This is a genomic window from Faecalicatena contorta (genome assembly GCF_001404335.1).
GTDB classification, from domain to species: Bacteria; Bacillota; Clostridia; order Lachnospirales; family Lachnospiraceae; genus Faecalicatena; species Faecalicatena contortus_B.
In genome coordinates, this window is sequence record NZ_CYZU01000005.1 from 110,318 (window position 1) to 124,527 (window position 14,210).

Annotated in this window: 14 protein-coding genes and 1 other RNA gene; 1 reads left to right on the forward strand and 14 read right to left on the reverse strand. The window is 47.7% G+C overall.

Annotated elements, in window-relative coordinates; translation table 11 throughout:
- Position 1 precedes the first annotated feature (1 nt).
- Entirely contained in the window at positions 2-445 is a 444-nt protein-coding gene (locus tag ARB69_RS04090; protein WP_050642464.1) for an aspartate carbamoyltransferase regulatory subunit, read from the forward strand.
- 34 nt (positions 446-479) lie between these two features.
- Here ARB69_RS04090 and ARB69_RS04095 read toward each other — a convergent pair whose 3' ends face one another.
- From ARB69_RS04095 to der, 14 genes are all read right to left on the reverse strand, one after another.
- The gene (locus ARB69_RS04095; protein WP_055151273.1) at positions 480-1,019 is read right to left on the reverse strand and encodes a flavodoxin domain-containing protein; all 540 of its coding nucleotides are present in this window, start codon (positions 1,017-1,019) and stop codon (positions 480-482) included.
- Entirely contained in the window at positions 1,006-1,503 is a 498-nt protein-coding gene (locus tag ARB69_RS04100; protein ID WP_050642466.1) for a MarR family transcriptional regulator, read from the reverse strand. The genes ARB69_RS04095 and ARB69_RS04100 overlap by 14 nt, the downstream gene beginning before the upstream one ends.
- Positions 1,504-1,730: 227 nt before the next feature.
- Positions 1,731-2,627 (reverse strand): tyrosine-type recombinase/integrase, encoded by an 897-nt coding sequence (locus ARB69_RS04105; protein ID WP_055151276.1) that lies wholly within the window; start codon positions 2,625-2,627, stop codon positions 1,731-1,733.
- 258 nt (positions 2,628-2,885) lie between these two features.
- Positions 2,886-3,917 carry a 3-deoxy-7-phosphoheptulonate synthase gene (locus ARB69_RS04110; RefSeq protein ID WP_050642468.1) on the reverse strand — a complete coding sequence of 344 codons (1,032 nt, stop codon included), beginning with the start codon at positions 3,915-3,917 and terminating at the stop codon, positions 2,886-2,888.
- A gap of 181 nt (positions 3,918-4,098) precedes the next feature.
- An RNA gene (gene rnpB / locus ARB69_RS04320) (RNase P RNA component class A) lies at positions 4,099-4,447 on the reverse strand.
- 68 nt (positions 4,448-4,515) lie between these two features.
- Complete coding sequence (gene rnhA / locus ARB69_RS04115) at positions 4,516-4,989, reverse strand: ribonuclease HI (RefSeq protein ID WP_055151278.1); 474 nt, start codon at positions 4,987-4,989, stop codon at positions 4,516-4,518.
- A gap of 91 nt (positions 4,990-5,080) precedes the next feature.
- A complete protein-coding gene (locus ARB69_RS04120; protein WP_055151281.1) occupies positions 5,081-5,785 on the reverse strand; it encodes an MBL fold metallo-hydrolase in 705 nt (234 codons plus the stop codon).
- Entirely contained in the window at positions 5,782-6,246 is a 465-nt protein-coding gene (locus tag ARB69_RS04125) for a MogA/MoaB family molybdenum cofactor biosynthesis protein (protein ID WP_055151283.1), read from the reverse strand. Before ARB69_RS04125 ends, ARB69_RS04120 begins: the two co-directional genes overlap by 4 nt.
- Positions 6,247-6,440: 194 nt before the next feature.
- Positions 6,441-7,718 carry an amidohydrolase gene (locus ARB69_RS04130; RefSeq protein ID WP_050642472.1) on the reverse strand — a complete coding sequence of 426 codons (1,278 nt, stop codon included), beginning with the start codon at positions 7,716-7,718 and terminating at the stop codon, positions 6,441-6,443.
- Positions 7,719-7,787: 69 nt separating this feature from the next.
- Complete coding sequence (locus tag ARB69_RS04135) at positions 7,788-8,609, reverse strand: purine-nucleoside phosphorylase (protein ID WP_050642473.1); 822 nt, start codon at positions 8,607-8,609, stop codon at positions 7,788-7,790.
- Positions 8,610-9,518: 909 nt separating this feature from the next.
- Positions 9,519-10,991 (reverse strand): stage IV sporulation protein A, encoded by a 1,473-nt coding sequence (spoIVA, locus tag ARB69_RS04145; protein ID WP_025657656.1) that lies wholly within the window; start codon positions 10,989-10,991, stop codon positions 9,519-9,521.
- Between the two features lie 169 nt (positions 10,992-11,160).
- Positions 11,161-12,180 carry an NAD(P)H-dependent glycerol-3-phosphate dehydrogenase gene (locus ARB69_RS04155; protein ID WP_050642804.1) on the reverse strand — a complete coding sequence of 340 codons (1,020 nt, stop codon included), beginning with the start codon at positions 12,178-12,180 and terminating at the stop codon, positions 11,161-11,163.
- Between the two features lie 25 nt (positions 12,181-12,205).
- A complete protein-coding gene (gene plsY / locus ARB69_RS04160; RefSeq protein WP_055151286.1) occupies positions 12,206-12,850 on the reverse strand; it encodes a glycerol-3-phosphate 1-O-acyltransferase PlsY in 645 nt (214 codons plus the stop codon).
- A gap of 2 nt (positions 12,851-12,852) precedes the next feature.
- A complete protein-coding gene (gene der / locus ARB69_RS04165; RefSeq protein WP_050642477.1) occupies positions 12,853-14,181 on the reverse strand; it encodes a ribosome biogenesis GTPase Der in 1,329 nt (442 codons plus the stop codon).
- Positions 14,182-14,210 lie beyond the last annotated feature (29 nt).

Below are 14,210 nucleotides of genomic sequence, written 5' to 3' on the forward strand. Positions count from 1 at the left end.
TATGGTTAAAAATACTTTAAATGTCGGCCGCATTTCAGAAGGCTTTGTGCTCGACCATATCGAAGCCGGCAAAAGCATGGAAATATACAAATACTTACATCTCGATAAGCTCGACTGCTGTGTTGCCATCATCAAAAATGCAAAGAGCAGCAAGATGGGCAAAAAAGACATTATGAAAATCGAATGCCCGATCGACTTTATGGACCTGGACATTCTGGGCTTTATCGATCACAACATCACGGTCAACATCGTTCAGAACGAGGAAATTGTAGACAAAAAGCGCCTGACACTTCCAAAAGAGATCCGGAATGTCATCCGTTGCAGAAACCCGCGCTGTATCACCTCGATCGAGCAGGGGCTGGATCACGTCTTCGTCCTCACGGATGAAGAAAAACAAATCTACCGCTGTAAGTACTGCGAAGAAAAATACACAGAGAATCAGTAAAAAGACGCAAAGGGGTCTGACCCCTTTGCGTCCCTTATTCAGAATATTCCAACAACTTGTTTATATATTCTTTTTTGCAAAAATCGTATGAATGAGCCAGCATTTCTGCCATCATCTGCTCTTCTTCTGTTTTATCGGCTTTTTTGTTCATCATCCCGGTGAACATCTTCATCATCACTTTGTACTTCAAGCTCATTTTCTCGTAGTTTAGACCGGACTGGAAATAGAATGCCGGAATCTTCTTTTTTTCCTCTGCTGTAAAATTAGCATCCATTGCCCCCTTTATGATCTCTTCTGCCTCCATCGGGGTGGCGCCGGTGCCGAATACAATCAGTCTCAAATCCGGATAGTTTTTCATTTGCTCTTTGATCTTTTTTAACCCTTTGATCTTCCCTGCATAAAAGCCTCCCCCATAGATTATCGTCTGGTAGTCCTCTGGCTTCCTGCTCTTCCACTCTTTTATGTCCATGGCTTCACATTTTAATGTCTCCGCGATCCATCCTGCATATTTTTTTGAAAATCCGGTTTCTGATGTATAAACGACTACTTTATCTTTTCCCTTATTTATGTCCATGTCTATCCTCCACATAATTTTCTATCTCTGAAATATTCTCCTGCAGTTTCATGATTCCCTGATATAACACACTTGTTTCATTATCTGAAAAGCCACGAAATAAAAGTTTCAATACGCCTTGCTGCATTTCTCCGACACGATCCGTATATGCTTTCACTTTCTCATCCAAAACTACGCATACGGCCCTGGAATCACCCTCCCGCCGCTCTAATCTGAGAAATCCTTTCTGCTCAAGGGAGTGGGCAATTTTTTTGACATTCTGCCTGGAACACCCCATCAGCCGGCCCAGATCGGTGAGCGACATGGGGTTTTCTGTGGTTCCTGCCATCGCCAGAAGCAGCCACTGCTTCATAGTGATTTCCTCGTCCAGTTTATCACAGGCTGTCTGCAGGCGGTTTTGTATGATGAAAATGCTTGCAAAGATCCCCTGCCTTCTCATGATTTCACTATCCGCATATTCCTCTATTAATTGTTTTAATTGCATTTTTATCTCCTCTAAAAAGCGCAACAAGTTACTATTATAGTATAGTAACTTGTTGCGCTTTTGTCAACTAGTATATCGTAAAATAAGTAACTGGCTCATAAGCTGAGATAAATTTTCGAGAGTGCTGCTCCACAAACACAGGCGTAGTGGGCTACGCTGAGGCTTGGGGAGCAGTGCTATCGGAAAATCAGGCCAGCGAAACAGTAAGGTATTTATTCTATGTTCCTTTATATGGGCGGCTCAACCTTAATCTTTACAAGTTCATTGGCCTTCACCAGCAGATTGTCTTTGTACTGGCGGTTGTGATATTTTTGTATCTGTGTCTTTGTTATCCCCATCTGCTTTGCCACTTGCCCCGGTCCGGCTCCGTATGCAAACATGGACGTACCGCATGTGGTGCGGATCTTTTCTGCACTGTAAGCAGGAATCCCAGCCTTCTGTGTATATTTTTTCAACATCCGGCAGATATACATTTTATTTAAGGGGCCTCCGTTTCTGTTATAAAACAAATATTCCACCGGCTTCCTCTCATTTATATAGCGTTCTAGTATAACCGCCGCGTCTTCCGGAATATAGCATACAGTCTCTCTTCCCTCAATATATGCAAACGTTCCATTATCATAAACTGCCAGGCTGTCCGGCTTCAGGGACGCGATTTCATTGGAAGACAATCCGGCTCTGTGGATCAAGGATATCATTGTGTAGGCCATCAGATCCTCCTGCACAGCCTGATAGAGCGCATCCATATCTTCTACAGGAACCGAATGGACGAACTTCTCCTGTTGTCTTAGTTTCTTCAGCCAAGGGAAAAAATAATCTTCAAACGCTCCAGGCAGTCCGAACTCTTCTTTATGATCTGCGGCATACGCAGCAAAAGAATGAAGCTCCCAGAACTTTTTGCTCAAGGTACTCATACTCAGCTTACCTGCCGCTTCTTTTTGGCGCATATTTTTATAATACAGCTCGACGTCCTTGCTGCTCATATGAAAGAAATCTGTCATGCGTACATTCTCAAATTCCAAGATCTCCTTCAAATATGCCAATGCAGTATCCTGATTCTTAAAGTGTTTTGCAAATTCTATCCAGACAGCTTGTTCTGCTATCTTGGTTGTCAGATCTGGCATGCCATCCCTCCCTCTTCCTTGTTTGTAACCGCGAAGCGGAATCTTACTTACGTTACCAGTATAATTCCTACTGTAACATAATGCAATGCTTTTTTTGCAAAAATTTCCGAATTCAGTTGTGCCCCGGCTTTCATGTTAAATCTCAAGTTAAATAAAAAACCAGGAAAAAAGTACCTGACCAGATACTTTCATCCTGATTGAAAAACTTCATAAATCTTCTGTCCCGGAAATCCTTTCGGTTCCGATTCACTTCTTGGCTTAACAGCTCTCTGCTATTTTATAAATCAGCGATTCCGTATCTTCCCAGCCCAGACAAGGGTCTGTGATGGATTTTCCGTATTCCCTGTCGCATTCTATACTCTGGCATCCCTCCTGAAGGTAACTCTCAATCATGACACCCTTGATCAGTTTCTTCAGATCAGGATTGTAATTTCGGCTGTGCATCACTTCGCTTACGATTCTGATCTGCTCTTTGAACTGTTTATTTGAATTTGAATGGTTCGCATCGATCACTGCGGCAGGATTCTGGAGATCCTTTTTCCCATACATATCCAGCAGCCTCACGAGATCTTCATAATGGTAGTTGGGAATGCATGTGCCATATTTGTCAACGCCGCCCCTTAAAATCACGTGGGCAAGGTCATTTCCATCTGTTGTAACGTCCATTCCCCGATAGATAAAGTTGTGGGAATTCTGTGCGGCAATTACGGAATTCAGCATAACAGAAAAATCACCGCTGGTTGGATTTTTCATTCCAATCGGAATGTCCATACCGCTGGCCGTCAGACGGTGCTGCTGGTTCTCGACAGAACGGGCTCCGATTGCCTCGTAAGATAAAATATCGTCCAGGTAGCTCCTGTTTTCCGGGTACAGCATCTCATCGGCTGCAGTCAGACCGCTCTCTTCTATTGTCCTGATATGCATTTTCCGGATCGCGATGATTCCCGCAAGAAGATCCGGCGCTTGGTCAGGCTCCGGCTGATGAAGCATTCCCTTGTACCCTTCTCCCGTCGTCCTTGGCTTGTTGGTATAAACCCGCGGGATCAGCACCAGCCTGTCTGAAACTCTTTCATTGACCCGGGACAGCCTGCGCACATATTCGCATACCGCATCTTCATTGTCCGCTGAACAGGGGCCAGCCAGGACAAGAAATTTATCTGATTTTCCGGTGAATACATCGCGGATTTCCTGGTCTCTCTTTTTCTTCAACGCTATGATCTTGTCTGACAGCGGATATTCCGCCTTTAAATCTGCCGGCAGCGGCAGCTCCGCATTTACTTTCATTCCCATTTCACTACCTGCTTTCTTATGGTATCTGTTTTCATTGTTCCTTGCGCGTGTTTAAAAAAGAAATGACGCCTGTAATAGAACGGCGCCATGACTTACTTCCAATTCCTGTACGGCATATCATTTCCGTCAGCCGTTATCATTCCTCTGATTCACATTATCGTTGCAACTTATATCAATACTGTGGTTAAGCAAGACGATAAGCCGGGTTATGTCGTTGGACAATCATCTATCTAGGCCTGATGTCGCCACCAGGCTCGAGCGACCTACCTAAAGCGTGACGGGCCGCCACGTGGCTTTTATTCGGTCTTGCTTCGGATGGGGTTTACATGTGCCCTCTCTGTTACCAGCGAGGCGGTAGTCTCTTACACTGCCTTTCCACCCTTACCGGGTTTCCCCGGCGGTTTATTTCTGTTGCACTGGCCTTGGAGTCACCTCCACCGGACGTTATCCGGCATCCTGCCCTGTGAAGCCCGGACTTTCCTCGTCTGCAGCTTTTCAGCTCCCGCAGCCGCGATTGTCTGTCTTACTTAACACAGTTGTATATTATACTATGGATTTTGATATATGTCCAGAATCTATCCTATAAAAATTTCTGCAGCTAAAGCCCTTCATCCACGATCAGGCCGCTGCCGTCTGCTGCCGTAGTGGCCAGTTCATCGCAGCGTTCATTTTGCGGATGTCCGTCATGTCCTTTTACCCAGTGGAATGTCACTCTATGCTGCGATTTTGCTGCCAGAAGCCGTTTCCATAAATCCACATTTTTTACGGGTTCGTTCTTGCCTCTCTTCCAGCCTTTTTTGAGCCAGCTGTCTACCCAGTGCTGGTTAAAAGCATCCACCACATATTTTGAATCGGAATAAACCTCCACAATACATGGCCTGTTGAGCGCTTCCAGTCCGCTGATCACGGCCATCAGCTCCATCCGGTTGTTTGTAGTCTTTACATACCCCTGAGACAGTTCCTTTGTGTGCAAAACCCCCTTGCTGTCCACATATTCCAGGACGGCTCCATAGCCCCCCGGACCGTCCGGGTTTCCTCTTGCGGCACCGTCTGTAAATAATTTAACCTGCATAATTTCCTATCACTCCATATTTTAGTCTGTTCTTCTGATCTGCCTTCCTTTCGAAGGTTTCTCCTGCTGCATACTATTCCTGACACTTCCCTTAGAGGACCTGCCCGCCTTTTTCCAGTTCAAACACCTGTCCTTCTTTTTCAATCCGGTGTATTTTATCTGCATATTCTCCGGCATTCTTTTCCAGCGCAAGACGGTCAAATATCCCGTAATTGCCCCAGAAATGCATGGGAAATACGGCCCTGGTCTCTGTACGTTTCATAAAGCAGTCCAGCCCCCAATAATACTGCTCCCCAAGCCTGGGGTCAACCGGCACAAACGCAACATCAATCCTAACACCATGCAGCTTATTGATCTCATGCTGATAATTCCGCCGCATCATGGTATTGTAAGCCTTACTTTCTTCCTCCCAATGCCACCAGTTAAGATCTCCGGCATGATATAGAATCCTCCCGTCATACTCCACCAGAAATGCAACGCCTTCATCCGTAGAACGAAGCGTACGAATCTTGCAGCCATCCAAATTCCGCTCTTCATTAGGGCCTATATGCATAACATCCCCGCCCCCATCGGGCTCGGCATCGTTGGACAGGATAAAGTAAACATCCGGCAGATACTCCCTCAGTTTAAAAATATCTTTTTTAAAATGATCGTAATGGGCATGACTGACAAAAACATAAAACTTTTTCCCCGTATTCAGCTCGGGCAGATCTCCTTTGTAATAATCGAACAATAAATATGCTGTTTCCAGCTCCACTAGAAATCCACTGTGGCTTAAATATGTAATCCGCATCATAAACTCAGCATCTCCACAACATGTACTAATTCCGGCAGGATGTACTCCAGGCTCTCCTTTGCCGACTTTGCCCCCTCCGGCAGATTTACCATCAGCGTATGGTTCCGAATCCCCGCCGCTGAGCGGTCCAGAATCGCTTTTTTCGAATACCGTATATTATAAGCGCGGATCGCCTCGGGAATTCCCGGAAGAAGCCTCTCTGAGACTTCTATCACCACGTCCGGCGCACAATCTCTTTTCCGTATTCCCGTTGCCCCGGTAGTCAAAATCAACTCCACTGCCCCCGTGTCTGCCAGCCTCTTCAGTACTGCCAGCGCCACCTTCTTATCCTCCGGCAGGACTCCCGACGCCTTCACCTCAAACCCTACCTGCTCCAACATGCGTTTCAATGCAGTGGCTGCGGCGCTGTCCTTTTTTGCTTTATATAAACCTGTATTTAACGTAAAAATTGCTGCTTTCATCTATAAGTACTCCTTTCCATAGGGGTCTGACCCCTTTGCTGTCCGTTTTCTGAATATTCGCAAAATAAAGAGAATGGTTTTTACCATTCTCTTTATTATACGTGCATTTCTTCTGTTAAGCAACATTTTTTCCTTTGTTATTTCTCTTGTTATTTCTCATCATCTCTTAACATCTGCCATCAATTATCTGATAATTACCCCAAAATGCGCCGTGCAGATTCGTTTGCCCTTGCAAATATTTCTTCTTTTGTTGAGTCCAGGTAATATTTTCCATCTTCGTAAAGTACTTTTCCCGCTACCATAGTAAGCTTCACGTTCTGTTTACTTCCGCTATAGACCAGATTCTTCTCCAGATTCTGGATCGGCTGCATGTTTGGCTGCTGAAGGTCAATGAGGATCAGATCGGCCTTCTTGCCTTCTGCTATAATATCACACTCCGGCAGTCCCATCGCATGTGCGCCGTTTACTGTAGCCATCTTCAGAACTTCCAGGGCAGGAACGACTTCCGCATCATCACAGAGCACCTTCTGAAGCCCCGTTGTAAGGAACATTTCACGGAACATATCCAAGCAGTTGTTGCTCGCCGGCCCATCCGTACCTATGGCTACCGGAATATTCATGTCCAGATACCGTTTTACCGGTGCAATGCCGCTTGCCAGTTTCAAATTGGATGCAGGGTTCGTCACGATATAAAGCCCACGCTCTTTCACAATGTCAAAATCAGCGTCATCCAGGTGTACGCCATGAAACAGCCCGCCGCCGTGCGCAAACAACCCCAGCGAATCCATATAGGCCACAGGCGTCATGCCTGTCCTGCTGCGGCAGTCCTCCACTTCTCTTTTCGTCTCTGAACAATGTACATAAACCGGAATCTTGTACTTTTCGGAAAGCCCTGCCAGCCCCTCCATCATCTCCCGGCCGGTCGTATACTCCGCATGAAATCCCAACTGATAGGAAACCAGCCTGTCCGGATCCTGATTATATCGCTTATAGTCCGCCTCTACCTCTTCCAGCGTCCCGCCGAAATCGTTGATGCTCTCACAGATCACCGTTCTGAATCCTGTATCTACTGCCGCGCGTTCTCCAGCCGGTTTATTGATATACATATCAAAAATAGAAGTAATACCGCTGGTCAGATATTCCATAATTGCCAGCTTATTGAGCCAGTAAATATCTTCGCCCGTCAGCTTGGCCTCTGCCGGAAATACCCTGGTGTTCAGCCATTCATCCAGCTTCATATCGTCCGCATGTGAACGCAGAAATGTCATGGCAGAATGCGTATGTGCATTTTTAAAACCGGGCATCAAAAGATTCCCCTGACCGTCAATCTCCCTGTCCCATGTTTCCTTTGCATCCAGAACAACCGGCCCTGCATAGGCAATCTTATCGCCCTTCACCCATACCTCACCTCTGAAAATGCCTTTTCCTGCTTCCATCGTCAGAATTCTCACATTATAAATTCGAATATTCATATCCTTATCCCTCTTATCTGAAATTTTTCCATCCAATATCTTCTTAATATCCGCTTCACTGGAACCATGTTATATTTTTTCGATTATCTTCGTTACCAGCCGTTCAAACTCCTCGGAGCGCTTGTCCGCCACAGCCTGCACATCCAGATGGCTCAGTTCTTCCCCTGTAATGCCACACGCCATATTTGAAATACAGGAAATCCCACACACCCGCACACCGGCATGGCGCGCAGTAATCGCTTCGCAGGCAGTGCTCATACCGACCGCATCTGCCCCTATGGCCGCAAACATCCTGATCTCAGCAGGACTCTCAAAATTCGGTCCCGAAGACTGCACATAAACCCCTTCCTGAATCTGTATCTTCTCCTCTTCGGCCGTGGCCCGGATGACTTCCATCAGCTCCACATCGTAAATGTGTGTCATATCCGGAAACCGGGTTCCCAGCTCCGCCACATTCTCTCCGATCAAAGGCGAAGGCACAAAATTCGAAATCTGATCCGTAATCATCATAAAATCCCCAACATGGAAGGACCGGTTGATCCCGCCCGAAGCATTCGTGAGAAACAAAACCTCAATCCCCATCATCTTCATCAGCCTGACTGGAAGCACAACATCTTCGATCGAATACCCTTCATAGTAGTGCACCCGTCCCTTCATAACAACAACCGGCACCGTTCCAATATACCCCAGCAGAAACCTCCCGTCATGCCCCTCCACCGTGGACACCGGGAATCCCGGGATATCTCCGTACGGAATCTCACACTCCACCTGCATATTTCTGGCATAATTGCCCAGCCCGGAGCCAAGAATCAATCCCACACGCGGCTTAAATGCTGTTACGGACTGATAGTACTCATAACACTTCATCACCTTTTCAAATTGTCTGCTCATAACGACTCTCCTCATCATTAATCCAAAATAAATACCTGAAAATATTATACCCCGTCCCCCCAAATCCCACAAGAGGAATTTTGGGGAGCTGGACGGCGGAGAAGGCGGTACGCCAGCGGAGAGAGGGACTTCCGAAGGGCAGGAGAACAGGAAGGGGCCCTATCGGGATGCAGTCCATTTGCTAAGAACGGCTAAATGGAAATCCTGCCGGATGTTGAGGCATCAGAGGCATTCACTGCATAATCTTGATGATTATGCAGCTCAGGCCTCTTTGAAATCGGCTTTGTGAGCCGATTTCAGCCTCAACATCCGGCAGGATTTCCATTAAGCCGTTCTAACGCGCATTCTATGCATCCCGATAGGGCCCCTTCTTGTTCTCCTGCCCTTCGGAAGTCCCTCTCCCGCTGGCTATGTGCTTCAAGGCGCGGGGTTAGCTCCACGGGAGGGAATTCTGACGGTAGCAGCGGATTGAGCTGGATATGCGGGTAATAATGCCTCAAGCAAGAATCTTGCTGTCCGCATATCCAGCTCAACGTCCCCAGCCAACTTCCCCCACAAATCCAGTCTGATCCACTGCCCCCGCCTCATGCCCCACGAGGCGGGAAAATCAGTGGTTGGATGAATGTAGCTGTATGGAATAGTAACAGGGCTCTTTTGGATGCGTGTTTCGGGGATTACTGTCCCTTCATCAAAATGAAAGCCGGCATATGAACTTTCCGCAGGACCACCAGTCCTGCGGAAAAGACGACTTATACGGGAATGCATCTTGCATTCCCGTGTTTGTCGTCGGTGTTCATCATGCCGGCTTTCATTTTGATTAGGGACAGTTATCCCCGAAACCCGTATCCAAAAGAGCCCTGTTACGATTCCATACAGCGGCCCCCTTCCTCCACTAACCTCTCCCAGCCATCATATGATAATGCAGACAAGTCCTCCGTTGCTGTCGTTGACTATTTTCTGCATGGTATCCTGCAGTTTTGCCTGGCTTTCGTCGTTGATCATGGTGATTTTGTTACGCATTCCGTCCATGACCAGTTCTTCGATCGATTTTCCGAAGATGTTGGTTCCCCATACGCCCTCGGGGGTCTCGCTTTCTGCTTTGATGTATTCTACCAGATCCTGGGCCTGTTTTTCATTTCCTACAATCGGCGCAATCTCTGTCTCTATGTTGGCTCTTATCATATGGATCGATGGTGCTTCCGAGTGGATCTTCACTCCGTACTTATTGCCCTGCTTGATGATCTGCGGCTCATCCAGTGCAATTTCCTCTTTCTTCGGGCTGACCACCCCGTATCCCTTCATTTTTACGTCTGCAAATGCGTCTTTGATCTGCGTGTACTCTTCTTTCATGGCAGCCAGTTCTTTCATGGCCGAGATCAGTTCATACTCGCCCTTGATGTCTGTGCCTGTCAGCTCGCTGAGTACCTCATAATAATATTGTTCTGCAAAGCCGATCCGTATCTTGACCCTTCCGGTATCCATCTCGATCTTTTCTACATTCACCTGGTCTATGTAGGGGCTATCCGTCTGCGGGGCTTTGCTGGCCGCACTGCGGATATCTTTCATCTCTCCCATAACAGACTTTACATTCTGAAGCAGATCTGCCTTGATCCGATGTTCTCTTGAAAGCATTTCCACCCATTTGGGAATGTAGAACTCCACTTCTGCTATCGGGAACTCGTACAGCACCTGGCGCATAATGTTGTGGATATCCTCTGTCCGAAGCTGCTCACAGTTGGCAGGCAGCACGGATACCCCGTATTTTTCCTCCAGCTCTTCTTTCAGTGCTTTCGCCTCATCTGTATAAGGCTTCTGCGTATTCAGCAATATGATAAATGGTTTGCCGATCGATTGGAGCTCCTTAATTGTCTTTTCTTCTGCCGCTATGTAGTTTTCTCTCGGAAGATCACCGATGCTCCCGTCCGTTGTAACCACAATACCGATCGTCGCATGATCGTGGATTACTTTTTGTGTACCTATGGCTGCCGCTTTGGTAAATGGAATCTCATACTCAAACCAGGGTGTCTTCACCTGTCTCTCTGTATCATTTTCAATATGCCCTGAGGCGCCGTCTACCATATACCCCACACAGTCGATCAGGCGGATCTTGACTTCCACGTCGTCCGACAGCTTGATGGCAGCCGCTTCCTTCGGTACAAATTTGGGTTCCGTAGTCATGATTGTGGTGCCGGACGCGGACTGGGGCAGTTCATCCTTTGTCCTTTCTCTTGCATGTTCATCTGTCATATTGGGGAGTACAAGTAAATCCATAAAACGTTTAATAAAGGTTGACTTGCCTGTCCGAACCGGACCAACCACTCCAATATAAATCTCTCCGTTTGTTCTAGCTTTCATGTCTTTGTATAACTGAAATGAATCCATAAAAATACCCCCTTGTTCTGCTGATACCAATTTATGCGCAGATAAGGGGGTTTATGCATCTTTCTTTTTATACATGCCAAAATTTCTCCGCAGGCGCTACGCCCCGGCTTCGTCTTTCCACTTCCGGTCTGTCCTGCTTCCTGACTGTGCGGCATCCGGACTGAACGTCTTATTTGTCTTCCGGCCACGGCAGAGCCGAATGCTCGCTTTTCTGTTCCCGCAGCATCAGTTCGTCTACCGCCTCCGCAGGGTTCTTGCCCTCAAATAGCACCGCATTAACCTGCGTCACGATCGGAAGCGGCACATCGTATTCAATGGCTAGCTTTGCGGCCGCTTTCGCAGAATACACACCTTCCACGACCATCTTAACTTCTTCCATTGCCTCTTCCATAGTTCTTCCCTGCCCGATCAGATACCCAGCCTTTCTGTTGCGGCTGTGCACGCTGGCACAGGTCACGATCAGGTCGCCGATCCCGGTCAGCCCGGTAAATGTCTCGATCTTGCCTCCCATCTTCACGCCCAGCCTTGCAATTTCCGCAATGCCTCTCGTAATCAGAGCTGCCTTTGTATTATCCCCATAGCCCAGTCCGTCCGCAATACCGGCCGCTAACGCTATGACATTCTTTAAGGAACCACCCAGTTCAATCCCCAGGATATCCGGGCTCGTGTAGACACGGAAGACACGGCTCATAAACATGGACTGGAGATACTCCGCAGTCTTCCTGCTCTTTGCTCCGATCACACAGGTCGTCGGCAGCTTCCTGCCCACTTCCTCCGCATGGCTGGGGCCGGACAGCACCGCCACATCCGCCTGCGGAATCTCCTGCTCAATCTGCTGGGAAAGCGTCATCAGCGTAGTTTCCTCAATCCCCTTGGCGACATCCACAATGATCTGCCCCTCTTTTACGTACGGACTCATCTTCTTTGCCGTAGCCCTTGTAAATGGGGACGGCACCGCCAACACCAGGAAGTCTTTTCCGTCGATTGCCTCTTTTAGTTCATTTGTAACCACCAGATTCTCCGGCAACCTTACGCCCGGAAGCTTTGCTGCATGCTCCCGCTTTTCGGTCAGCATCTTTACTTCCTCTTTGTCGATTGACCACACGGTAACCTGATGCCCGTTCTCGCTGAGCAGAACCGACAGCGCGGTCCCCCAGCTGCCAGCTCCTAATACACCTACATTTGCCATAATGTTCCTCCCTTTTTCATATCTGTTATTTTGCTTCTTTTTTCTTGCCTGAACCAAATCTGTTCTCCGTACCGGCAAGCAGCCGGCCGATATTTGCTTTATGCCTGTACCATGCAAGTATTGTGAGCAGAAGTACTAAGATATACAGCTCATATGTATAAGGGGCAGCCATATGGAATTCACCCAGGTGCCCGAATAATAGTATCTCGAGAAAAAACAGTGAAGATGCAAGTAGTGAGCCCAAAGACACGTATCTTGTAAAAACAGCCGCAATCAGGAACCCCGCAAGCGGAATCGGCACCAGCAGCGGATTCGTCGAAACAACCAGCCCTGCCAGCACAGCAATCCCTTTCCCGCCTTTAAAGCGCAGATAAAATGGAAAATTGTGGCCCAGGGTAGCCCCCAGCCCGGCATACATCGCTAAGAGAGGAAGATACTCGCTTCCCCTGTAAATATAACGGACAATAAAAATCGCAACCATACATTTTACAACATCCCCGGCGAATGTCAGCAGCCCGGCCTTCCACCCCATGACGCGCACCGCGTTGGTGGAGCCGGCGTTGCCGCTTCCCTCTTTTCTGATGTCGATATGATTGATCTTCCCCACAAGATAACCTGTCTGCAGAAGCCCGCAGACATATCCTATGCAAAGGCAGATAATACGTTCCATAACTATTGCTCCTTTTCTTTTCTCTCCCTGACAAAGAATTTCAGCGATGTTCCCCGGAAACCAAATGCCTCCCTGATCTTATTCTCCAGATATCTGGTATAAGAGAAATGCATTAATTCTTTATCATTTACAAATATAACAAATGTCGGCGGCTTTACGGACACCTGCGTAATATAATACAGCTTCAGCCTCTTCCCCTTGTCCGACGGCGGCTGCTGCATAGCCACCGCTTCCGCCATGATCTCATTGAGAACTCCTGTCGCCACTCTCAGAGTCTGGTTTTCGATCACAATGTCAATCATCTCATAGAGCTTGTTCAGACGCTGCCCGGTCTCTGCGGAAACATACATAATCTCCGCGTAAGACAGATAGGATAACACCTGGCGGATCTTATTGTCGTATTCGCGCATCGTCTTATCATTTTTCTCTACAGCATCCCATTTATTTACAACGATAATAATCCCTTTTCCGCGTTCGTGGGCAATCCCTGCAATCTTCGCATCCTGCTCCGTCACGCCCTCTGCGGCATCAATGACCACCAGGACCACATCGGCACGCTCCACTGCAGTAACTGTCCGGATGATGCTGTAGCGCTCCAGCTCTTCCTTGATCCGGCTCTTTCTGCGCAGCCCCGCCGTGTCAATAAAAATATACTCCTTGCCGTCATGAAGAATCTCGGTATCAATGGCATCCCTTGTGGTACCCGCCACGTCAGAAACGATCACCCGGTTCTCGCCCAAAAGTTTATTGATAATAGAAGATTTCCCGACATTCGGCTTGCCCACAATGGCAATCCTCGGCCTGTCATCCTCTTCCTCTTCCCCCGAGCCTTCCGGGAAATGTGCCGCAACTTCATCCAGCATGTCTCCCAGCCCCAGCCTGGAAGCGGCTGAGATCGGAACCGGATCACCGATTCCCAGATTATAGAATTCGTATACATCCGGCATAAACTTGTCAAAATTATCGACTTTATTTACAACAAGGATCACCGGTTTTGCCGACCTGCGCAGCATGTCCGCCACTTTAGAGTCGGAATCTACCAATCCCTGTTTTACATCTGTTATAAAAATAATAACATCCGCCGTGTCAATGGCGATCTGTGCCTGCTCCCGCATCTGTGACAGAATCACATCCTTACTGTCCGGTTCAATTCCTCCGGTGTCAATTAAAGTGAACTCCCGGTCCAGCCAGCTCACATCCGCATAGATACGGTCCCTGGTGACACCAGGCGTATCCTTTACAATCGAAATCATCTCGCCTGCCAGAGCATTGAACAATGTAGATTTTCCAACATTCGGCCTTCCTACAATCGCTACTACTGGTTTACTCATATTTATCTGCTACCTTTCTCATTTTCAAA